Annotated in this window: 16 protein-coding genes and 2 tRNA genes; 9 read left to right on the top strand and 9 right to left on the bottom strand. The window is 34.8% G+C overall.

The window, feature by feature from the left end; translation table 11 throughout:
- Positions 1–82: 82 nt before the first annotated feature.
- The 4 genes from FDM27_RS14525 to FDM27_RS14510 all read left to right on the top strand — a co-directional run bounded on the left by FDM27_RS14525 (position 83) and on the right by FDM27_RS14510 (position 1659).
- A complete protein-coding gene (locus tag FDM27_RS14525; protein ID WP_140487559.1) occupies positions 83–1051 on the top strand; it encodes a type I phosphomannose isomerase catalytic subunit in 969 nt (322 codons plus the stop codon).
- Positions 1052–1107: 56 nt separating this feature from the next.
- Complete coding sequence (locus FDM27_RS14520) at positions 1108–1374, top strand: hypothetical protein (RefSeq protein WP_140487557.1); 267 nt, start codon at positions 1108–1110, stop codon at positions 1372–1374.
- A 79-nt stretch (positions 1375–1453) separates the two neighbouring features.
- Positions 1454–1527 (top strand) — tRNA-Thr (locus FDM27_RS14515).
- Between the two features lie 58 nt (positions 1528–1585).
- Positions 1586–1659 (top strand) — tRNA-Thr (locus FDM27_RS14510).
- Between the two features lie 149 nt (positions 1660–1808).
- Here FDM27_RS14510 and lgt read toward each other — a convergent pair.
- The 6 genes from lgt to FDM27_RS14480 form a co-directional block, all read right to left on the bottom strand.
- Complete coding sequence (lgt, locus tag FDM27_RS14505) at positions 1809–2735, bottom strand: prolipoprotein diacylglyceryl transferase (protein WP_071183740.1); 927 nt, start codon at positions 2733–2735, stop codon at positions 1809–1811.
- A gap of 60 nt (positions 2736–2795) precedes the next feature.
- Positions 2796–3044 (bottom strand): membrane protein insertion efficiency factor YidD, encoded by a 249-nt coding sequence (gene yidD, locus FDM27_RS14500; RefSeq protein ID WP_140487555.1) that lies wholly within the window; start codon positions 3042–3044, stop codon positions 2796–2798.
- A 63-nt stretch (positions 3045–3107) separates the two neighbouring features.
- Entirely contained in the window at positions 3108–4586 is a 1479-nt protein-coding gene (gene cysS, locus FDM27_RS14495) for a cysteine--tRNA ligase (protein WP_140487553.1), read from the bottom strand.
- A 51-nt stretch (positions 4587–4637) separates the two neighbouring features.
- On the bottom strand, positions 4638–5027 hold the full coding sequence (locus tag FDM27_RS14490; protein ID WP_140487551.1) for a four helix bundle protein: 390 nt from the start codon (positions 5025–5027) through the stop codon (positions 4638–4640).
- Positions 5028–5060: 33 nt separating this feature from the next.
- On the bottom strand, positions 5061–5732 hold the full coding sequence (gene folE, locus FDM27_RS14485; RefSeq protein WP_140487549.1) for a GTP cyclohydrolase I FolE: 672 nt from the start codon (positions 5730–5732) through the stop codon (positions 5061–5063).
- Between the two features lie 196 nt (positions 5733–5928).
- A complete protein-coding gene (locus tag FDM27_RS14480) occupies positions 5929–7125 on the bottom strand; it encodes a pyridoxal phosphate-dependent aminotransferase (RefSeq protein ID WP_140487547.1) in 1197 nt (398 codons plus the stop codon).
- A gap of 124 nt (positions 7126–7249) precedes the next feature.
- Between FDM27_RS14480 and FDM27_RS14475 the strand changes: the two genes are divergently transcribed.
- A complete protein-coding gene (locus FDM27_RS14475) occupies positions 7250–8575 on the top strand; it encodes a PDZ domain-containing protein (protein ID WP_140487545.1) in 1326 nt (441 codons plus the stop codon).
- A 47-nt stretch (positions 8576–8622) separates the two neighbouring features.
- Here FDM27_RS14475 and FDM27_RS14470 read toward each other — a convergent pair whose 3' ends face one another.
- Positions 8623–9012: a DUF1573 domain-containing protein gene (locus FDM27_RS14470; RefSeq protein ID WP_071183734.1), complete on the bottom strand. Its 390-nt coding sequence runs from the start codon at positions 9010–9012 to the stop codon at positions 8623–8625.
- Between the two features lie 159 nt (positions 9013–9171).
- On the opposite strand from FDM27_RS14470, the gene FDM27_RS14465 reads away from it, so the two are divergent.
- The 3 genes from FDM27_RS14465 to FDM27_RS14455 all read left to right on the top strand — a co-directional run bounded on the left by FDM27_RS14465 (position 9172) and on the right by FDM27_RS14455 (position 17130).
- A complete protein-coding gene (locus FDM27_RS14465; RefSeq protein WP_140487543.1) occupies positions 9172–11805 on the top strand; it encodes a valine--tRNA ligase in 2634 nt (877 codons plus the stop codon).
- An 871-nt stretch (positions 11806–12676) separates the two neighbouring features.
- Complete coding sequence (locus FDM27_RS14460) at positions 12677–16405, top strand: hypothetical protein (protein WP_140487541.1); 3729 nt, start codon at positions 12677–12679, stop codon at positions 16403–16405.
- A 194-nt stretch (positions 16406–16599) separates the two neighbouring features.
- Entirely contained in the window at positions 16600–17130 is a 531-nt protein-coding gene (locus FDM27_RS14455) for a hypothetical protein (protein ID WP_071183731.1), read from the top strand.
- Between the two features lie 47 nt (positions 17131–17177).
- Here the strand turns inward: FDM27_RS14455 and FDM27_RS14450 are convergent, their stop codons facing one another.
- Together FDM27_RS14450 and FDM27_RS14445 are read right to left on the bottom strand one after the other, a co-directional pair.
- Entirely contained in the window at positions 17178–18128 is a 951-nt protein-coding gene (locus FDM27_RS14450) for a TerC family protein (protein WP_071183730.1), read from the bottom strand.
- A 106-nt stretch (positions 18129–18234) separates the two neighbouring features.
- Entirely contained in the window at positions 18235–19251 is a 1017-nt protein-coding gene (locus FDM27_RS14445; RefSeq protein ID WP_071183729.1) for a glutamine synthetase beta-grasp domain-containing protein, read from the bottom strand.
- Positions 19252–19526: 275 nt separating this feature from the next.
- Here FDM27_RS14445 and FDM27_RS14440 point away from each other — a divergent pair, with 275 nt between their 5' ends.
- Positions 19527–21716: a glutamine synthetase III gene (locus FDM27_RS14440; protein ID WP_140487539.1), complete on the top strand. Its 2190-nt coding sequence runs from the start codon at positions 19527–19529 to the stop codon at positions 21714–21716.
- Positions 21717–21723 lie beyond the last annotated feature (7 nt).

Genomic DNA, 21723 nt, shown 5'->3' with positions numbered 1-21723 from the left:
TATAGAAATGACTAAATAGTACTTGTTGAAAGTGAGTTACGATAGTTATTTTTGTTTCGAAATAAAAAAAACAAAAAATAAAATGATACAGAATCTATATCCATTACAATTTCAACCAATTTTAAAAGAACGAATTTGGGGTGGAGAAAAATTAAAAACAGTACTTAATAAAGCAATCGAATCGGCAACAACCGGTGAAAGTTGGGAATTGTCAACTGTTGAAGGCGACGTGAGTATTGTTGCAAATGGAGTGTTAAAAGGAAAATCATTGCTTGAAGTAATTGATGAGGCTCCAAATGAGATTTTAGGAACAGCGGTTTATCAAAAATTCGGGAAGCAATTTCCGTTACTTTTTAAATATCTGGATGCTCGTGAGGATTTATCCATTCAGGTGCATCCTAATGATGCCTTGGCTAAGGAACGTCATAATTCTTTTGGAAAAACAGAGATGTGGTACATCATGCAGGCTGATGATGATGCTCGTATTATTGTGGGTTTTAAAGAAAAATCGAATGCTAATGAATATGTAGAAAATCTTGAGAACAAAAGTTTGCTTTCTATATTGGATGATGTGAAAGTAAAATCGGGAGATGTGTTTTTTCTGGAAACAGGAACAGTTCATGCCATTGGAGCAGGCTTAGTAGTTGCCGAAATCCAGCAAACTTCTGATATTACGTATCGAATTTATGATTTTGACAGAGTAGATGCTCAGGGTAATGGAAGAGAATTGCATATTGATCAAGCTCTAGATGCTATTAATTATGACAAGGTTGATACTTATAAAGAATATACAAAAGAAGTAAATCAATCCAACGTTGTTGTTGACTGTCCTTATTTTACAACCAATTTTGTTCCGTTAGACGGAGAAGTTGCTGTAGAGAAACCGGGCGAAAGTTTTACGGTTTATATGTGTGTCGAAGGGAGTTTTGAATTAGACTATAATGGTGTGAAATACAGTTACAAAAAAGGAGATACAGTGTTGATTCCGGCTGCAATCAAGACATTTGTTTTAAGCGGAAAAGCTTCTATTTTAGAAATTTACATTTCGTAGTGACTATTAAAAAGTTTATATGTACTTTTGCAAACGCAAATTAAAATTAAATAAAAATGGCAAACGTTAAGAATTTAAAGAAAGACATCAATTACGTTTTAGGAGATATTATTGAGGCGGTTTACTTGTTTGAGATTTCTACAACAGGAAAACCTACTGAAGAAACAAATAATTTAATTGACGAGGCTATTGCTGCTTTTGATAATTTAATCACAAAAGTGAATGCTAAGAATGTTGAAAATAAAAAAGCACACTTCAAGCAAATCAATGTAGAATTGGAACAAGTTGCAAATCAATTGATTGCTAAAATCAACGAATTGTAGTCAGTAAAAAGCGAAAAAAAGTGCAGATTTCCTTTGGAAAAAAGAAATTCAGCTGTATATTTGCACTCGTAATAATGACGCCGATGTAGCTCAGCTGGCTAGAGCAGCTGATTTGTAATCAGCAGGTCGTGGGTTCGAGTCCCTCTATCGGCTCTTAGTAAAACCACTTAAGGAATTAGGTGGTTTTTTATTGAAATTGACATTATTACAGGCCGATGTAGCTCAGCTGGCTAGAGCAGCTGATTTGTAATCAGCAGGTCGTGGGTTCGAGTCCCTCTATCGGCTCTTAAGTAAAACCATCTAAGAAATTAGGTGGTTTTTTTGTGAAAACAAATTCCAAATTTTTAAATTCCAATTGTTTTAAAAATTTGGAATTTTAACATAAAAAAATGCCGTCTATTGGGTTAGACGGCATTTTTTTATGTGATAAAGTTTTATATTTTGACAGGTTTCTCGGCTGTGAATATAAAATAGAAACCAATTAGGATAAACGGAATACTTAACCATTGACCTGTTGAAAGTAATCCTAAAGCATTTTCAAATCCTCCCTGACTTTCTTTTACTGATTCGACTACCATACGAACTGAAAATAAGAGCACAAGGAAAAGGCCAAATAAGAATCCGGATTTTTTTCTGGCTTCGGTTTTCCAGTATAGAAAGAATAATATAGCAAGTACAAAAACATAACAGAAGGCTTCGTATAGCTGGGTTGGGTGTTTAATGGGAACCTGCGCCAGTAAATTGGCAAATTTTGGATTTGTTGCGATGGCATTAAAGGCTTCTTTGGGATTGGCTATTTGTGTTGCGTTAACCGCATCGGCTTTGCTGTAATAGTCCTGAATAAATTTTATTCCAAAAGGTGAGTTGGTTTCTTTTCCAACAATTTCTGAATTGAAAAAATTACCCAATCTAACAAAAATAGCACCACTTGCAACGGCAATAACTACGCGGTCCAAAATCCAAAGTATTGGTCGTTTTAAGATGTTTTTACTGTAATAGTACATGGCAATTATTATCGAAATTGCAGCACCATGACTGGCTAATCCCTGAAATCCGGTGAATTCAAATTTAGGAGAAAACCTAAAAGGCAAAAAGATTTCGAGTAAATGATTTCTAAAATATTCCCAGTCGTAAAAAAACACGTGTCCCAGTCTGGCACCGATTAATGTGGCAAGTACTGTCCAAACAAATAGCGAGTCCAGTTTGTCTATGGATTCATTTTCACGTTCGAAAATGTTTTTCATAATATACCAACCTAATCCAAAAGCAACTACAAACATTAGGCTGTAAAATCGAATTACAAAGAAACCTAAATCTATACCTTCGGATGGATTCCATACTATATTTAAACTGTGTATCATGTGTTTTGTTTTATAGTTGTAAAATTAAATATTTAAAGTAAAACCAGTACTAATTAAAGGTTAATGTTTGTGATTGCATTTCTTTTCGGGTACCGGATCATAACCGCTTTTACCCCAGGGATGACAGCTTAGGATTCTTTTAATGCCTAAAAAACCTCCGTAAAACAATCCGTGCATTTTTAAAGCTTCAATCATATATGATGAACAGGTAGGTGTAAATCTGCAAGCTGCCGGCATGAGCGGAGAGATAACCAACTGATAGCAACGTACCAATAATACAAATGGAAATATGATAATTTTTGAAAACATTTTTATTGTTTTATCTAATGGTTTTGAGATTCATAAAAAAATGTTTTCAATAAAATCTCAAAACTAAATACTGAAACTTGTTCCTTCTTTACTGTCTTTTAGTTGGATTCCTAAAGCAAGCAATTGGTCTCTGATATGGTCAGACATAGCGAAATCTTTATCAGCACGCGCTTTGTTTCGCATACCAATTAACATATTGATTGTGCCTTCTAATTTGTCGTTACTGTTGTCAGTTGCTTTTTGATTTTCGAGTCCAAGGACATCAAAAACAAAAGAATGTATGGTTGTAGCAAGTGTTTCAAGATCAGCGGCACTAATACTTTCTTTGTTTTCTTTTAGTAAGTTGATAAAGCGAACACCTTCAAATAATTGCGCAATTAAAATAGGAGTGTTGAAATCGTCATTCATTGCGTCATAGCAAAGTTGTTTCCAGTCAGCAATGTCTAAGCTGCTGTTTGAGCTGGTTTTTATTTGCTTTAGCGAATCAATTGCTTCCATAAGTCTCTTGTATCCTTTTTCGGCAGCAACAATGGCTTCGTCCGAAAAGTCAAGAATGCTGCGGTAATGTGCTTGTAGCATAAAAAAACGTGCTACTGATGCCGGGAAAGCTTTGCTTAAAATGGTGTTTTCGCCGGTTAAAATCTCTCTTGGTAAAATATTATTTCCGGTTGATTTGGCCATTTTTTTACCGTTTAAGGTAAGCATGTTGGCGTGCATCCAATAATTTACCGGAGTTTGTCCTGTGCAGGCTTCGTTTTGAGCTATTTCGCATTCGTGGTGAGGGAATTTTAAATCCATTCCGCCGCCGTGAATGTCAAAATGATTGCCAAGGTATTTGGTGCTCATGGCGGTGCATTCTAAATGCCAGCCAGGGAAACCATCGCTCCACGGTGAAGGCCAACGCATGATGTGTTGTGGTTCGGCTTTTTTCCATAAAGCAAAATCCTGAGGATTTCTCTTGTCAGATTGTCCGTCAAGATCCCGGGTGTTAGCAAGCATGTCTTCGATATTGCGCCCGCTTAATTTTCCGTAATTATTGGTTTTGTTAAATTTAACCACGTCAAAATAAACCGATCCGTTGGCTTCGTAACCAATTCCCGAATCAATTATTTTTTTGATAATTTCGATTTGCTCAATAATATGGCCTGTTGCGGTAGGTTCGATACTGGGAGGCAGGAAGTTGAATGCTTTTAGAATTTCGTGAAAATCGACCGTATAACGCTGTACGACTTCCATAGGTTCTAATTGCTCTAAGCGTGCTTTTTTGGCAATTTTATCTTCTCCTTCATCTACATCATCGACGATGTGACCTACATCGGTGATGTTTCTAACATATCTTACTTTGTAGCCTAAATGTGTAAAATATCTGAAAATCACATCAAAAGACATGAAAGTTCTTAGGTTTCCAAGGTGTACATTACTATAAACGGTTGGTCCGCAAACATACATTCCAATACTGCCTTCGTTTATAGGTACAAAAGTTTCTTTTTCTCCAGAGAGCGAATTGTATATTTTTAGTGTTTGAGTATTGTAAATTGACATGTTCAACGTATTGTTTGTTGTTTTTGGTTTATTGTTTTTGGTTGTAAAGTGTTATTTGAATTTTAGGCCTTTGATTTCACAGTTGTTGAGATAGTTCATCATTGCACCAATTTTGTTCTTTACCAGTTCAATCATTTCGTTTAATTGCAAATGTTGTTCTTGAGTAATTAATTTTTTGTCGAAAGCTCTATAAGATTGTGATTTTACTTCTCCGGCAGAACCTTTTGCAATGCTTAAAAAATTAATGAATTCTCTATTGCCGTTTCGTTCAAAGCCTTCAGCGATATTATCCATGATTGAACCTGAACTTCTGTCAATTTGATCTTTCAAAGAATAATTTGTTTTTAAGTTTGTCGTTTGTATTAGATATTCAATTTGCTGACAGATTTCTCGTGCTAATCTCCAAATTTCTAAATCTTCAAATTTTTGTATTTTTCCCATAACAACAAACAATAAACAACAAACGATAAACTATTAAAATCTAGTTTCTAATTTGATATAGTCTAAAAATTCTCTTTTGCATTGTACTTCTTTGAATTTTCCACCAAATTCAGATGTAACGGTGCTGCTTTCAATATCACTGATTCCTCTTGAATTCACACAAAGATGTTTAGCGTCAATAACGCAGGCCACATCTTCGGTTCCTAAAGCTTTTTGTAATTCTTGTACAATTTGCATTGTAAGACGCTCTTGTACCTGAGGTCTTTTAGAGTAATATTCTACAATTCGGTTCATTTTTGATAAACCAATAACTCTTCCGTTTGAAATGTAAGCCACGTGAGCTCTACCTATAATTGGCAATAAGTGGTGTTCGCAGGTAGAATAAACAATAATGTTTTTTTCGACTAACATCTCACCGTATTTGTAGTTATTGTCAAAGGTAGAAGCTTTTGGTTTTTTGTTTGGATTTAGTCCGCCAAAAATTTCCTTTACAAACATTTTAGCTACACGGTTAGGTGTACCTTTTAAGCTGTCGTCGGTTAAATCCATTCCAAGAGTTAGAAGGATGTTTTCGACATCTTTTTTTATTTTGTCAATTTTTTCATCATCCGAAATTGCGAAAGCGTCTTCTCGCATTGGATTTTTTGCACTTGAACTAATATGATTGTCTCCGATTTCGTCGTGCAGTTCTTCGTTTTGTATCATTAAATACTACTATTATAGTGGGTGTATATTTTTAAGGCTGTAAAGATAATTAATATAAATTAAAGAATTTCTATAGCTTTTGATAAAAAATCAGCTCTTTTTGGTCGCTAATTTAACAATGATTTTAAACAACAAAGACAATAACTTTAAATGGGTTATTGTCTTTGTTAATAGGTTTTAAGAGAAATATAAGACCTTATCTTGCGTTGTAAGTTGCAATTGCATCTTTTAAAATATGAACAGCTCTTATCAGGTCTTCTTTGTTGAGTACATAAGCAATACGCACTTGTTTTAAACCCATTCCCGGAGTCGAATAAAATCCTGCCGCGGGAGCCACCATAACGGTTTCTTTGTTTAGGTTGTAACTTTCTAACAACCATTGTGCAAAGGTTTCGGTATTGTCAACCGGAAGTTCGGCTATACAATAAAAAGCGGCTTTAGGTGGAGTAACTTTTACACCTTCAATTTTGTGTAATTCGGTGATTAGTGTATCTCTTCTTTCTTTGTATTCTGTAATTACTTCGTCAAAATAACTTTGAGGGGTGTCAATCGCTGCTTCGCAGGCAATTTGTTCAATTGTTGGAGGACACAAACGAGCCTGCGCAAATTTCATTGCAGCTGCAATAACTTCCTTGTTTTTAGTGACCATGCAGCCAATTCGAGCACCACACATGCTGTAACGTTTTGAAACGGAATCAATCATGATTACATTTTGCTCTAAACCAATCAGATTCATTACTGAATAATGACGGTCTTTTTCATCGTATATAAATTCACGATACACTTCGTCAGCAATTAAAAACAGGTCGTGTTTTTTTACTAACTCGCCTAATTGTTGAATTTCTGTTTCCGAATATAAGTTTCCTGTTGGGTTACTTGGATTACAAATTAATATTGCTTTGGTTTTAGGCGTAATCAGTTTTTCGAAAGCTTCAATTGAAGGCAGGGTAAAGCCGCTTTCAAAATCGGAGTTTACCGGAATTACAGTAGCACTTGATTCCTCAGAGAAAGCATGGTAATTAGCGTAAAAAGGTTCCGGAATGATTACTTCGTCTCCCGGATCCATTATGCTGCCCAGGGCAAACAATAAGGCTTCCGAACCACCGGTGGTAATCATAATATCGGTATAATCAACTCTTACATTTTGATTGGTGTAAAATTGCGCTAATTTTTTACGGTAACTTTCATAACCGGCTGATGGACCATACTCAATGATGTCCATATTGATATTCTTAATGGCCTGAATGGCTATTTCGGGACTTTTTATATCGGGTTGACCTATGTTTAAATGGTACACTTTCAAGCCTTTTTTGTTAGCTATGTCAGCGTAAGGAGCCAATTTTCGAATTGGCGATTCAGGCATTCTTCGGCCTCTTATTGAAATCTCAGGCATGTTAATAAAAATTTGCTGCAAATTTGCGATTTTTTTTTTGAACTAGCCTATCTATCCCTTTACAATTTGAAAATATATGAATTTAAAAGCAGGATTTTTATTAACTTTATAGAAACTGCGATTCATGAAAAAAATAGTGCTCTTTTTTTTCTTATTTGGTTTTGTAATTCCTGTTCTTTCACAGGAGGGTTTTGAATTTGCTGAAAATAAAACTGATAAAGTCAGAGTTAAGGCTCAGGTGATTAATAATCTGGTTTTTATTCCTATTAATGTAAACGGAGAGCGGTTGTTATTTTTATTGGATTCAGGAGTTGAAGAAACCATTTTGTTTGGTTTTGAAGATCCTGAAAAGATTCATTTGCAACATGTAGAGAAAATAAAAATTAGAGGTTTAGGAGAAAATGAAGGAGTAGATGGGGTTAAATCTTCGGGGAATGTTTTGGCTATAGGTGAGATGAAATCTAAGGAGCATTTTTTATACTTAATTACCGATTTGTCTTTTGATTTGTCCAGTTTTGTAGGGATTACGGTCAATGGAATTATAGGGCATTCGGCTTTTAAAAATCATTTGGTTGCTATTGATTATCGTAATAGCGAAGTGGTTTTTTACAAGCCGAATTCTAAATTTCAGAAAAAGATGGAGAAAGAATATGCTAAAATTCCGCTACTTATTGAAAGAAGGAAGCCTTATGTAAATGCCTTAGTAAAGATGGATACTGAGGATGTTGTAGTAAAATTGCTGATTGATTCCGGAAATAGTGATGCGATTTGGCTTTTTGATAAGGTTTCGAATAAAATTAAAGTTCCTCAAAAACATTTTGATGACTATTTAGGACATGGTTTAGGAGGTGTTGTCGAGGGGAAGCGGGGACGTGTAACTCAATTTTCGATTGCCGATTTTAAATTTGATTTGCCTATTGTAGCTTTTCCGGATTCTGTTTCCATAAAAAATATTAGTTTAACTAATGACCGACTCGGCTCTTTAGGAGGGGAAATATTAAGGCGATTTTCGGTTGTTTTTGATTATGACCGTCAGTTACTGTTTTTAAAGAAAAACAAATCGTATAAAGCTTCATTTTATTATAACAAAAGCGGAATTGAATTGTGGCAATCAGGGGTACAATGGGTAAGACGCCTGATTGTAGTTGAGTATAATTCAATTGTAATAGATCGTGGGAATTTAGAAAAAAACACAGCAAATCTTAAGTATAAAATGGAGTTGAAGCCCGTTTATGAAATAGGTTATATCAGAGAAAATTCAAATGCGGCAAAAAGTGGTTTGATGACAGGTGATGTTCTGGTTGCTGTTGATGGAAAAGAGGTGTATAATTATTCGTTGCAGGAAGTTAATTCGCTTTTGTGGTCAGAGAATGAAATTTGGATTGAGTTAAAAGTGGTTAGAGAGGGAAAACAGATGACTTTTAAGTTTCAATTACTTAATATTATATAAAAAATGCTTTTTAGACCAATATCTAAAAAGCATTTTTTATATAAAAGCTACAATGAAGTAACTTCACCTTTGATTTTTAAAGGAATTCGACCATTATCATAATTAATGGCGTTTGATTCTACTGTGATTGTTTTTCTAATTGGTCCGGGAACTATGTTGTATTTAATGTCAATTTTACTTGATTTCCCCGGTAAAACAGTTTCATTTTGTTTGGATAAAACAGTACAACTGCTTGTTGATTGGACAGAGTAAATAATCAGCGGTGCGTCTCCAGTATTAGTGTATTCAAAAGAACGAATTCCGTTATCACTTTGTTTGTTAATTGTTCCGTAATCGATAGTGTTGTTTTTAGCTTTGAATTCTATTTTAGCTCCTTTTTGAGCAAATCCAATATAGCTAAATAATAAGATTGCTGCGAACGTGGCTATTTTTTTCATGGTTGTTGGTATTAATAAAGTAAATATACTTTCTTTTAATTAGTGCACAAATTTTTATTTCCCTTTTTATAGTGTGCATTATTATTTACTTTTGTTCCCGATTTATAAATGACAAAAATTAGACCAAAAGGCTATTTTGGTTTTTAAAGCTTACTTTTTATGGCTATTCCTGCACAATTTGACGCTAAAACGATTGAGAATAAATGGTATGATTACTGGATGAAGAACAACTATTTTCATTCAGAACCCGACCACAGAACACCTTATACCATTGTAATTCCTCCACCTAATGTTACCGGAGTTTTGCACATGGGGCACATGTTGAATAATACCATTCAGGATGTTTTAATTCGTAGAGCACGTTTGAAAGGATTTAATGCTTGCTGGGTGCCGGGAACCGATCACGCTTCTATTGCTACCGAAGCTAAGGTTGTTGCTAAATTGAAAGCCGAAGGAATCAATAAAAACGATTTAACTCGTGAGGAATTTTTGAAGCATGCCTGGGAATGGACTGACAAGTATGGTGGAACAATTCTAGAACAGCTTAAAAAGTTAGGAGCTTCTTGTGATTGGGAACGTACTAAATTCACCATGGATCCTGATATGTCAGCATCTGTAATTAAATCGTTTGTAGATTTATACAACAAAGGGCTGATTTATCGTGGTTACCGTATGGTAAACTGGGATCCGGAAGCTAAAACGACTTTGTCTGACGAAGAAGTTATTTATGAAGAACAACAAGGAAAATTATTTTTCTTAAAATATAAAATCGAAGGTTCTGAGGAATTTTTGACAGTTGCTACAACGCGTCCTGAAACTATTTTTGGGGATACAGCTATTTGTATCAACCCAAATGATGAGCGTTTTACACATTTGAAGGGTAAAAAAGCCATTGTTCCTATTTGTGGTCGTGTAATTCCAATTATCGAAGATGAATATGTAGATGTTGAATTCGGTACAGGATGTTTGAAAGTGACTCCTGCGCATGATATGAATGATAAAACCTTAGGAGAAAAACACAACCTTGAAATCGTTGATATTTTTAATGAAGATGCTACTTTAAATAGTTTTGGATTGCATTATCAGGGAAAAGATCGTTTTGTGGTTCGTACTGAAATTGCAAAAGAATTAGAAGAAAATGGTGCTTTGGCGAAGACCGAAATCCATTTGAATAAAGTAGGGACTTCTGAAAGAACTAAAGCCGTAATCGAACCAAGATTATCTGATCAATGGTTTTTGAAAATGGAAGATTTGGTAAAACCGGCAATCAAATCGGTTTTAGAAGATGGTGATATTAAATTGCATCCGGCTCGTTTTAATAATACTTATGCGCATTGGTTAAACAACATTCGCGATTGGAATATTTCTCGTCAATTATGGTGGGGACAACAAATTCCGGCCTATTATTATGGAGACGGAAAAGAAGATTTTGTAGTTGCTGAAACTATCGAAGAAGCTTTGGCATTAGCCAAAGAAAAAACTTCGAACTCACAACTTCAAACTTCTGATCTGAAACAAGATGTAGATGCCTTAGATACCTGGTTTTCTTCTTGGTTATGGCCAATGTCCGTTTTTGGAGGAATCATGGATCCGGAAAGTTCGGATTATAAATATTATTATCCAACAAACGACTTGGTGACAGGTCCGGATATTTTGTTTTTCTGGGTTGCCAGAATGATTATTGCAGGTTACGAATATGCTGGTGAAAAACCGTTTACGAATGTATATTTGACAGGTTTGGTTCGTGACAAACAACGTCGTAAGATGTCTAAATCATTAGGGAATTCACCTGACCCTTTAGATTTAATTGAGAAGTTTGGTGCTGATGGTGTTCGTGTAGGATTGTTGTTGAGTGCTTCGGCAGGAAATGACATTATGTTTGATGAAGAATTGTGTAATCAAGGAAAAGGATTTTCGAATAAAATTTGGAATGCTTTCAAATTGATTAAAGGTTGGGAAGTTTCAGAAACTATTCCTCAGCCGGAATCATCAAAAGTAGCTATCGAATGGTATGAAGCCAAGTTACAGCAAACCTTAGTTGAAATCGAAGATAATTTTGAGAAATACAGAATTTCTGATGCTTTGATGGGAATTTACAAACTGGTTTGGGATGATTTCTGTTCCTGGTTCCTTGAGATGATTAAACCAGCTTACCAACAGCCAATTGATAAAGCTACGTTTGATAAAGCAATCGAAATGTTGGAGAATAACCTGAAATTGTTACATCCATTCATGCCGTTTTTGACAGAGGAAATTTGGCATCATATTGCCGAAAGAACTCCGGAAGAAGCTTTGATTGTTTCAACCTGGCCAGAAATGAAAGCTTTTGATTCCAAATTAATTCAGAATTTTGATTTTGCAGCCGAAGTGATTTCCGGAATCAGAACAATTCGTAAAGACAAAAACATTCCTTTTAAAGATATTATCGAATTGAAGGTGATGAATAATGATAAAGTGACAACTTATTTTGATGCAGTGATTACTAAGTTAGGAAATGTTAGTGATTTAGAATATGTTTCTGAAAAAGTAGATTCAGCCTTGTCTTTCCGTGTGAAATCAAATGAATATTTTATCCCGATTACCGGAAATATCAATATCGAAGAAGAAATTGAAAAATTGAATGCCGAGTTGGTGTATATCAAAGGATTTTTGAAATCAGTACAGGCTAAATTATCTAATGAGAAATTTGTGGCTGGAGCTCCTGAGAAAGTAATTGCTAATGAGCGACAAAAAGAAGCTGACGCTTTAGCTAAGATTGAAACTCTTGAACAAAGTTTGTTGAGTTTGAAATAGTATTTCGTTTTTAATTATAAAAAAAGCCAAAATAGATTTGTTTTATTTTGGCTTTTTTTTGTGTCTCATTCACAGTTGTTTAGCTGTTTTTTTTAATAGTTTTTTTATTATAGTTATTCGGTTTTTTTTATTTTTTAGTCTGGATTTTTGCATTTTGTCGATTAAAAAAAGCGGATAATCTATTTTAAGGTTTTGTTAACATTTAGGTCTTTTATTAAAAATTAACTTTGAAAGACAAAATAAAATTCAGACCATTTTATTTTGTTGTTTCTTTAGTTTTATTTCGAAAAAAAACTATTTTTTTAAGTTACCCCAAACTTATTTTTAACCTACTGGATGCGTTAATTTTTAGAATAATTTTATTGGCATTGTTGGTTAATATCAAAAGATTGAATTTTTCATTCTTTTAGTTATTCCGTTAATTGATTGATGGCTTTGCGTTTTTCTGCGAAGGTGTTTGTTACAAGTTTTCTACCCCCACATTCTGAAAACAACTGCTTTTTAACCTTTTTGATTTTTGAATATTTTTTTAAAAATGGTTATTGGTTAATACTAAAAGATTGAATTTGTCATTCTTTTAGTTATTCCGTTAATTGATTGATGGCTTCGTGGTTTTCTGCGAAGGTGTTTATTACAAGTTTTCTACCCCCCACATTCTGAAAACAGTTGCTTTTAACCTTTTTTTAATCACTGGAAACTATTTCTATGATAGTTATTGGTTAATAAGGGGATATTCACTTATCCTTTGTTTGATGATTTACTTCATGGCTTCTGGCTATGCGGGTGTTTTTGCAATTCTTTTTTTCGATACGTTTTCCCCAAATTTTAGTTTCCTACCTAAGTAATTTATGAAATAAAAATACTTTATGTCATGGAAAATAATACAATTTCGAAGTTTTTCGATGTCTTAACGCGCAAATTAGCGACTTGCCTTTTAACGAAAAACAGTATTCTTAAATTTTTTAATGTAGATTATTTGTCAAGATTTTGGCAGGCTATGTGGCATCAGTCAGTAGTGCGGTCAATGCTCTTGTTTGTAATTTTAATGATGGCTTATACGGTCAATGCACAAAATATCAAGGGAATCGTGCCGGTACAGTATCCTATTAGTGGTTCAGGTGTTGACGGAGATGCCTGGGCACATGAACCTATTAATACTATTTATCAAAATGTAGGGGATTTGTTTGACAGGCAATTTGGTAATCCTGATTACCCACTGGATATTACGAACAATGGTGTTCTTGACTTTTCTAATGGTTCTCTTCTTTATCCTGGGTTTACTTTTTTTCTACAAGATCGCTATGTAGATGATCTTACTATATTTACTTCGTCCAATAAGATAAATGACAATCCTAATACTTATACCTGGGGAGCCGGTTCTTCTCCTAATAAAAATGAGATTCAAAATGCTGGAGCTCATTTTTCTTATGGTAGTGCTTCTGTAGAAGGAGGAGAAAGTATTGATGGATTAACATTTGTTAACGGAACGAACAGATTCGGAAATCCAACTGATTTATGGTGTCTTTTTGCAGGTGATCGTCAGGTTACTAACGGAAGTAGCTATATTGATTTTGAGTTTTTACAAAAACCTTTAACTATAACTGGTGCAACATTTGGACCTGTAGATCCTAATACTGGTATAGCGCCTATTACCGGAGGTAGTGGTGCGTTTTCTACTTTGGGTACCCAAGGAGGTCGTACAGTAGGAGATGTGTTGATTACCATAGAGTTTACTCAGGGTGGTGGTGACGCTACTGTTGTAATTAGAGTTTGGAAAGCTGTAGGAAGCGGATTTGAATATGTTGTAGTTCCTAATACTACTTTTCCCGGAAATGTTTTTTGTACCAACAACAGTGTGACCACTACAGTTCCTTTTGATGCTTATGGTGTTACTCCGGGTACTTATGCTCCTAATCAATGGGCAGAAGGAGCTATCAATTTAACAGAAGTATTTAAAAATACCAGTCCTAATGATCCGTGTTTTAATATTAGTACACTATTTATTAGAACCCGATCTTCAGGGAATTCTGCTCAGTCAGAGTTAAAAGATTTTCCCGGGGCTCCAATTCAGTTGAATTTGAATTTAATTCCAATAGCTAATGCTGGAGCAGACTTTGCGATGACTTGTATTACTAATCCAAATGGTAAAGAAATTGGAGAAGCTCCAGAAGCAGGATTTACCTATTCTTGGTCACCAACTACAGGTTTAAGTGATCCTAATATTGCTAATCCTATTGCCAATCCATTGGTTAGTACTACTTATACTGTGACAAAAACTAAGACAGGTACGGTTTGTAGTGCTACTGATAGTGTGGATGTGACAGTAAATAAACCAACAGTTGTAGCAGTTGCGGGAGATGACTTTACTAAAACCTGTACCACAAATGCAAATGGCGGTACCATTGGAGAAGCTTCAGCTGCGGGTTATACTTATTCCTGGTCTTCTATGCCAGCCGGCTTTAGTTCTTCTTTATCTAATCCATCTGTAAATCCATCTGTAACTACTACTTATACAGTAACTAAAACACATACTGCTTCAGGTTGTAGTGATACTGATGAAGTAACTGTTACTGTAGATAAACCAGATGTGTTAGCCAATGCCGGAACTGATTTTACCATAAGTTGTATTGCTAATACAAGTGGTGGATCAATTGGAGAAGCTTCAGCTGCGGGTTATACTTATTCCTGGACTTCTATTCCAGCCGGCTTTAGTTCTTCTTTAGCTAATCCATCTGTAAATCCATCTGTAACTACTACTTATACAGTAACTAAAACACACACCGCTTCAGGTTGTAGTGATACTGATGAGGTGACTGTTACAGTAAATAAACCAACAGTTGTAGCAGTTGCGGGAGATGACTTTACTAAAACCTGTACCACAAATGCAAATGGCGGTACCATTGGAGAAGCTTCAGCCGCGGGTTATACTTATTCCTGGACTTCTATGCCAGCCGGTTTTAGTTCTTCTTTATCTAATCCATCTGTCAATCCATCTGTAACTACTACTTATACAGTAACTAAAACACATACTGCTTCAGGTTGTAGTGATACTGATGAAGTAACTGTTACTGTAAATAAACCAGATGTGTTAGCCAATGCCGGAACTGATTTTACCATAAGTTGTATTGCTAATACAAGTGGTGGGTCAATTGGAGAAGCTTCAGCCGCGGGTTATACTTATTCCTGGACTTCTATTCCAGCCGGCTTTAGTTCTTCTTTAGCTAACCCATCTGTAAATCCATCTGTAACTACTACTTATACAGTAACTAAAACACACACCGCTTCAGGTTGTAGTGATACTGATGAAGTAACCGTTACTGTGAATAAAGAGTTGCCAAATGCTAATGCTGGTTCAGACGGTTTGATATTATGTGGTACTTCTTCTGTAATGCTTTTAGGGTCTTCTACAACTCAAGGGGCAACATTTGCCTGGGTTGCCAGCAACGGTGGAAACATAGTTTCAGGTGTTGATACAGCTACTCCAACAGTAAATGCCGCCGGTACTTATACTTTAACTGTTACTAATCCGGCTAATGGATGTACTTCAACAGATGCAGCAATGGTATCAGTACAAATTTGTTCAGATGCATTATGTACTTATACCCAAGGATACTATGGAAACATTGGAGGTATGTCTTGTGCTCCTGATGGACTAGGTGGATTTGCAAGTTATACAACCAAAGCACTTATTGAAAAAGCCTTGGCTTCTTATGGAGGTGCTATGTATGTTGGTATAAAAGATGTGCGTCATGTTTCAATCATGAATAATATGACTGATATTGATGCTATCATAGCGGTGTTGCCAGGCGGAGGTATGAGTAAAGCACTTCCTACCGGTCCTAATAATGGATTGCATTCAATAAGTAATTTGCCTCAAAGTTTATTGAAAGATGGAAATATCAATAATACTTTATTAGCTCAAACTATTGTTTTAGGTTTGAACTTAGGTATAAATGGACAACTTGGTGATTTTGAATTACAAGCTGGAACTTTTGCAACAGCAGCTTCAGAAGGAGGTTGTGGATCTGATACTCCAAAAATACGTTCTTGTAATCCTGATGGAACAACAAATAATGAGTATGAGTTCTACAGTATTCCAGCTAATATTGTAACTGCTTTAGGAGGTAATGCTACTGTTCAGGGATTGTATGCTTTGGCAAATCAAGCTCTGGGTGGAGGAGATACCAATGGTGTTTCACTAAGTGCTATTGCAGATGTGGTTGATAAAATCAATAACGCTTTTGACGAATGTAGAATACCTGTTGGTTATGGTATTGAGCCATTAGATTGTCCGGTTATTGAAACAATAACTACAATGTCATTAATGCAGGCTGATTTGGCAGGTTTTGTAGCTTATCCGGTTCCGGTTGATGGTCAGTTGTCTATTCAATGTACTTTTGATTATACTTCTGATGCGACCATTGAGGTGTTCGATAGTAAAAACCAAATGGTTTATACTAAATCACAAGCACAATGTTCTAATGGTACAGTAATTACATTAGATTATAATTTTAATAGCGAACAACAACAGGTTTTCTATATAAGATTAACAACTAGTCAGGGTTCTACGACTCATGATGTGATATCTGCAGCTAAATAAAAAAATAAATAAATCTTAATTTTAATTAAAGCACCCGTTTGATAGCGGGTGCTTTTTTGTTGGTAGTACTGTTGTGAATTGCATGGATTGTGTCTTTCGGCAGGCAGGAAAAGAAAAATTTCATCGAAAAATAAATTTTGGCACAATTAATGAATACTAGATTACAAACCTTAACCATTTAAAAATTTATAGTCATGAAAAAAATAATAACACTTTTTGCCTTTGTTAGCTTTTTAGCTGTTTCCAGTTGTACTACTTCGGATGATAACTTTCAGCCAGACAATGATACTATTAGTGAAGTCTTTCAATTAACCAATGTGAATTTTGGTTTTAATTCTGAAGATGGGTATAATATTTATGAAGAATTAAATCCTGTACTCTTTAATGAGGATGTTATTTTAATTTATAGAAAAGTTGGATCGATAAGTGGTACAAATTCACCTATTTGGGAACAAATACCAAGAACAATTTATAACTCTAATGGAGAAGTCGATTATGATTTTGATTTTAGTGTTGGACATTTTATAATTTATGCGCGAGCAACCTATAATTTAGCACTGACTCCGGAATATTTAAATAATCAAACTTTTAGAATTGTTATTGTGCCAGGTTCTCCTTCTGGAACGGCGAAATTTGCTAATAATGTTAAAGAAGATTATTCTGATTATAATGCTGTTATCAAGAAATATAATATTGATGATAGTAATGTTAAAGAGCTGAATTAATATTTTATGAAAAAATAAAAAAAGGAAATCTCTCGATTTCCTTTTTTTTATGCTTTTTTGTTTCGTTTGTCTTTTTGTATTGAGACAATAATTCCTGAGAGTAGCGCCACTGCGATAAAAGCTAAAGAAGCCCATTCCGGCAGATTGACAAATTTGTGGAAAATCATTTTGAATCCTACAAAACTTAAAATGGCAATCAAACTGTATTCCAGATAGCTGAATTTTTCCAGCATATTGGCTAAAAAGAAATACATGGAACGCAGTCCTAAAATGGCAAAAATATTCGAACTAAATACCAGAAACGGATCGGAGGTAATGGCTAAAATAGCCGGTACGCTATCTAAGGCAAAGATAATGTCCATAACCTCAATAAGAATCAAGGCTACAAATAATGGGGTTGCGGTATTGGTATTGTTGATTTTTATAAAAAAATGTTCGCCGTCTATTTTTGTAGTAATAGGGGTTAGTTTTTTTAAGTATTTGTATATTACAGAATTGTGAGGGTCGTATTCGTGGTCTTCTTTTGTAATTAGCATTTTGATGGCTGTGTAAATCAAAAAGGCTCCAAATAAATAAGTTGTCCAGGCGAATTTATTGATAATCATTACTCCAAAATAAATCATGAGTCCTCTAAATGCAATGGCTCCAATGATTCCCCAAAATAAAACACGGTGTTGGTATTTTTTTGGAATTCTAAAAGAAGAAAAGATAATAGCAATTACAAAAATATTATCAATACTTAATGAAAGTTCGATAAGATAACCTGTGATATACTTTATTGTAGCAGCCATAGGTTTTAGCTGATCAGGGTTTGCTACGTAGTTGTTACTATACAACCAGTAAACTACAGTTGAAAAAAGGAAAGACAATGAAACCCAAATTCCGGTCCATTTTCCGGCTTCTTTCGAGCTGATTTCGTGAGGCGTTTTGTTGAAAATTCCCAAATCTAAAGCCAGGAATAATAAAATAGCACTTATGAAGCAAATCCAAACTATCATGATAATTGTTTTTGTGTTTTTGCAAAGATAGTTGTTTGTGTCTTACTTTTAATATAAAAAAAAAGTGCTTCCATTTCTGAAAGCACTTTTGAATTGTATATAAAAATTACAAAGCAGATTTAACTGTTTTGATAATTCTTGCAGCAATTTTGTATGGATCACCGTTAGAAGCTGGTCTTCTGTCTTCTAGCCATCCTTTCCATCCTTTTTGAACAGTCATCAAAGGAATACGGATAGAACATCCTCTGTCAGATACTCCATAAGAGAAGTCGTTGATAGAAGCAGTTTCGTGTTTACCAGTTAAACGTTGCTCATTGTAAGCTCCGTAAACAGCAATATGCTCTTTAGTTACTGGACGGAAAGCCTCACAAATTCTCTCGTAAGTTTCTTGAGAACCACATGTTCTTAATACTTCGTTAGAGAAGTTAGCGTGCATACCAGAACCATTCCAGTCAGTATCTCCTAGTGGTTTTGGATGGTATTCAATATAGTAACCATATTTCTCAGTCAAACGATCTAATAAGTAACGAGCAACCCAGATTTCATCACCTGCTTTTTTAGCTCCTTTAGCGAATAATTGGAATTCCCATTGTCCACAAGCAACCTCTTGGTTGATTCCTTCAAAGTTGATTCCAGCATCAATACATAAGTTAGCGTGCTCTTCAACTAATTTTCTTCCGTGAGTGTTTTTTCCACCTACTGAACAGTAGTACATTCCTTGTGGAGCAGGGTATCCACCTACAGGGAAACCTAATGGTAATAAAGTTTTAGTATCCATGATGAAGTACTCTTGTTCGAAACCAAACCAGAAATCATCATTGTCATCATCAATAGTAGCTCTTCCGTTAGAAGGATGTGGAGTTCCATCAGCATTCATAACCTCACACATTACTAACCATCCGTTAATACGCTCTGGATCTGGATAGATAGCAACTGGTACTAATAGACAATCAGATGAACCACCTTCAGCTTGTTTTGTAGAAGAACCGTCAAAAGACCAGTTTCCTATTTCTTCTAAAGTTCCTTGAAAGTTTTCGTGTTCTTCAACTTTTGTTTTACTTCTAAGATTTTGAGTTGGTTCGTAACCATCTAACCAAAGGTACTCTAACTTTATTTTTGCCATAATAATATAAATTAATTTTCTTGATTTTAACTGAGGTGCAAATATAGAATATTTTTTTTAGTGCTGAAAACCTTGGGGTGTCTTTTGTTTAAATGGATGTTATTTTTTAGATTACTATATTTTGATGGGGGGTATATTTAAAAAATAGCAATTTTGAAGCTAAATAAAAAGCAATTTGATAATGGGTTAGCGGGCTGATTTTAGTGTTAGATTCTTTATCTTTGTGTTTTTTAATTATAAAATTGATTATTAACAGTTTAATAAATACTTTAAAAATGTCAACAATACGTTTTCAAGCATTAAGAGAGGCTTCTAATAGAAAAGCGGTTCATTTTGAAGAAACCAATAGAAAATCAAGCATTTTTGGAACAAATGTTTTTAACGAAAAGGCAATGAAGCAATATTTGACTTCAGATGCTTTTAAAGCTGTACAAGGAGCTATTGAACATGGAACAAAAATAGACAGAAAATTGGCTGATTATATCGCGATGGGTATGAAAGAGTGGGCTTTGGCTAAAGGAGTTACTCATTATACACACTGGTTTCAGCCTCTAACAGGAACAACAGCTGAGAAACATGACGCTTTTTTTGAAACTTCTTTTGATGGTAGTGATCCGGTAGAGAAATTTGGGGGAGCACAATTAGTTCAACAAGAACCGGATGCTTCCAGTTTTCCAAACGGAGGAATCAGGAATACTTTTGAAGCCCGAGGATACACGGCTTGGGATCCAACTTCTCCAGCATTTATATATGGTACTACCTTATGTATTCCTACCGTTTTTATTTCTTATACAGGAGAAGCATTAGATAACAAAATTCCTTTATTAAGAGCTTTGGCTGTTATGGATGAAGCGGCTACTGAAGTTTGTCGTTATTTTGATAAGAATGTCAAAAAAGTTACAGCAACCTTAGGTTGGGAACAAGAATATTTCCTGGTAGATAAGGCTTTGGCGCATTCTCGCCCTGATTTGATGATGACTGGAAGAACGTTGTTAGGGCATACATCGGCAAAAGGTCAACAATTAGATGATCATTATTTCGGATCTATTCCTACTCGTGCTTTGACTTATATGCGTGATTTGGAACAAGAATGTATGTTGCTTGGAATTCCGGTTAAAACGCGTCATAATGAAGTTGCGCCAAATCAATTTGAGTTAGCACCAATTTTCGAAGAAACAAATCTGGCTGTGGATCATAACTGTCTTTTGATGGATATTATGCAAAAAGTAGCCGAACGTCATGATTTTAAAGTGTTGTTGCATGAAAAACCTTTTAAAGGTGTAAATGGTTCCGGGAAACACAACAACTGGTCATTGGCAACTGACACTGGAGTGAATCTATTGAGTCCTAGTAAAACTCCAATGAGTAATTTGCAGTTCTTGACTTTCTTTATTAATACCATCAAAGCGGTAAATGATTATGAAGAATTGTTGCGTGCTTCGATTGCAACGGCTAGCAATGACCATCGTTTAGGAGCTAATGAAGCGCCGCCTGCAATCATTTCGGTATTTATTGGAGAACAACTGACTAGAGTTTTGGCTGAATTAGAAAGTGTAACCACAGGAAAATTATCTCCAGAAGAAAAAACCGATTTAAAATTAAACGTAGTAGGGAAAATTCCAGAGGTAATTTTAGATAATACCGATAGAAACAGAACATCACCTTTTGCTTTTACAGGAAATAAATTTGAGTTTAGAGCGGTAGGTTCTTCAGCAAATTGTTCGAATGCAATGACTACTTTAAATACCATTGTTGCTAAGCAATTGAGAGATTTTAAAGTGGAAGTTGATGCTTTGATTGATTCAAAAGCAATGAAAAAAGATGATGCTATTTTTAATGTTTTGAGAGAGTATATCAAGGTTTCAAAAGATATTCTTTTTGAAGGTGACGGTTATAGCGAGGCCTGGGAAAAAGAAGCTAAGAAAAGAGGATTGAGTAATTTTAAAACAACACCTGAAGCCCTAAAAGCTAGAGCATCAAAACAAGCACTTGATTTGTTTTCTGAATTAGGAATTATGAATCATGTGGAAGTGGAAGCACGCTACGAAATTGAATTAGAAGAATACACTAAGAAAATCCAAATTGAAAGTAGGGTTTTAGGAGATATTTCGAAAAATCATGTTATCCCAACAGCTATTCGTTATCAAAATACTTTGATTGAAAATGTAAAAGGCTTGAAAGATATTTTTGGAAAAGAATTTGAATCAATTGCTAAAGAGCAAATTGGTTTGATAAAAGAGATTTCTACTCATATCGAAGGTATCAATGCTAAAGTTGAGGAGATGCGTAATGAAAGAAAAAATGCGAATGCTTTGAATAATGCTCAAAAAACAGCTGAAGCTTATTGTAATAAAGTAAAACCGTATTTTGAAATCATTAGAAACCACTGTGATAAATTAGAGTTGTTAGTTGATAATGAATTATGGACACTAACTAAATACAGAGAGTTATTGTTTACTAAATAATTAAGAT

Source organism: Flavobacterium sp. GSA192 (assembly GCF_006386525.1).
Classification (GTDB): Bacteria; Bacteroidota; Bacteroidia; order Flavobacteriales; family Flavobacteriaceae; genus Flavobacterium; species Flavobacterium commune.
The sequence above is the reverse complement of the archived record's forward strand: the minus strand, read 5'-3'. Positions and strand labels throughout refer to the sequence as shown.

Excerpts from the sequence above, each read along its gene's own strand:
- FDM27_RS14525 (WP_140487559.1), top strand. The coding sequence starts at position 83 with ATGATACAGAATCTATATCCATTACAATTTCAACCAATTTTAAAAGAA.
- FDM27_RS14520 (WP_140487557.1), top strand. The coding sequence starts at position 1,108 with ATGGCAAACGTTAAGAATTTAAAGAAAGACATCAATTACGTTTTAGGA.
- lgt (WP_071183740.1), bottom strand. The coding sequence starts at position 2,735 with ATGATACACAGTTTAAATATAGTATGGAATCCATCCGAAGGTATAGAT.
- yidD (WP_140487555.1), bottom strand. The coding sequence starts at position 3,044 with ATGTTTTCAAAAATTATCATATTTCCATTTGTATTATTGGTACGTTGC.
- cysS (WP_140487553.1), bottom strand. The coding sequence starts at position 4,586 with ATGTCAATTTACAATACTCAAACACTAAAAATATACAATTCGCTCTCT.
- FDM27_RS14490 (WP_140487551.1), bottom strand. The coding sequence starts at position 5,027 with ATGGGAAAAATACAAAAATTTGAAGATTTAGAAATTTGGAGATTAGCA.
- folE (WP_140487549.1), bottom strand. The coding sequence starts at position 5,732 with ATGATACAAAACGAAGAACTGCACGACGAAATCGGAGACAATCATATT.
- FDM27_RS14480 (WP_140487547.1), bottom strand. The coding sequence starts at position 7,125 with ATGCCTGAGATTTCAATAAGAGGCCGAAGAATGCCTGAATCGCCAATT.
- FDM27_RS14475 (WP_140487545.1), top strand. The coding sequence starts at position 7,250 with ATGAAAAAAATAGTGCTCTTTTTTTTCTTATTTGGTTTTGTAATTCCT.
- FDM27_RS14470 (WP_071183734.1), bottom strand. The coding sequence starts at position 9,012 with ATGAAAAAAATAGCCACGTTCGCAGCAATCTTATTATTTAGCTATATT.
- FDM27_RS14465 (WP_140487543.1), top strand. The coding sequence starts at position 9,172 with ATGGCTATTCCTGCACAATTTGACGCTAAAACGATTGAGAATAAATGG.
- FDM27_RS14460 (WP_140487541.1), top strand. The coding sequence starts at position 12,677 with ATGGAAAATAATACAATTTCGAAGTTTTTCGATGTCTTAACGCGCAAA.
- FDM27_RS14455 (WP_071183731.1), top strand. The coding sequence starts at position 16,600 with ATGAAAAAAATAATAACACTTTTTGCCTTTGTTAGCTTTTTAGCTGTT.
- FDM27_RS14450 (WP_071183730.1), bottom strand. The coding sequence starts at position 18,128 with ATGATAGTTTGGATTTGCTTCATAAGTGCTATTTTATTATTCCTGGCT.
- FDM27_RS14445 (WP_071183729.1), bottom strand. The coding sequence starts at position 19,251 with ATGGCAAAAATAAAGTTAGAGTACCTTTGGTTAGATGGTTACGAACCA.
- FDM27_RS14440 (WP_140487539.1), top strand. The coding sequence starts at position 19,527 with ATGTCAACAATACGTTTTCAAGCATTAAGAGAGGCTTCTAATAGAAAA.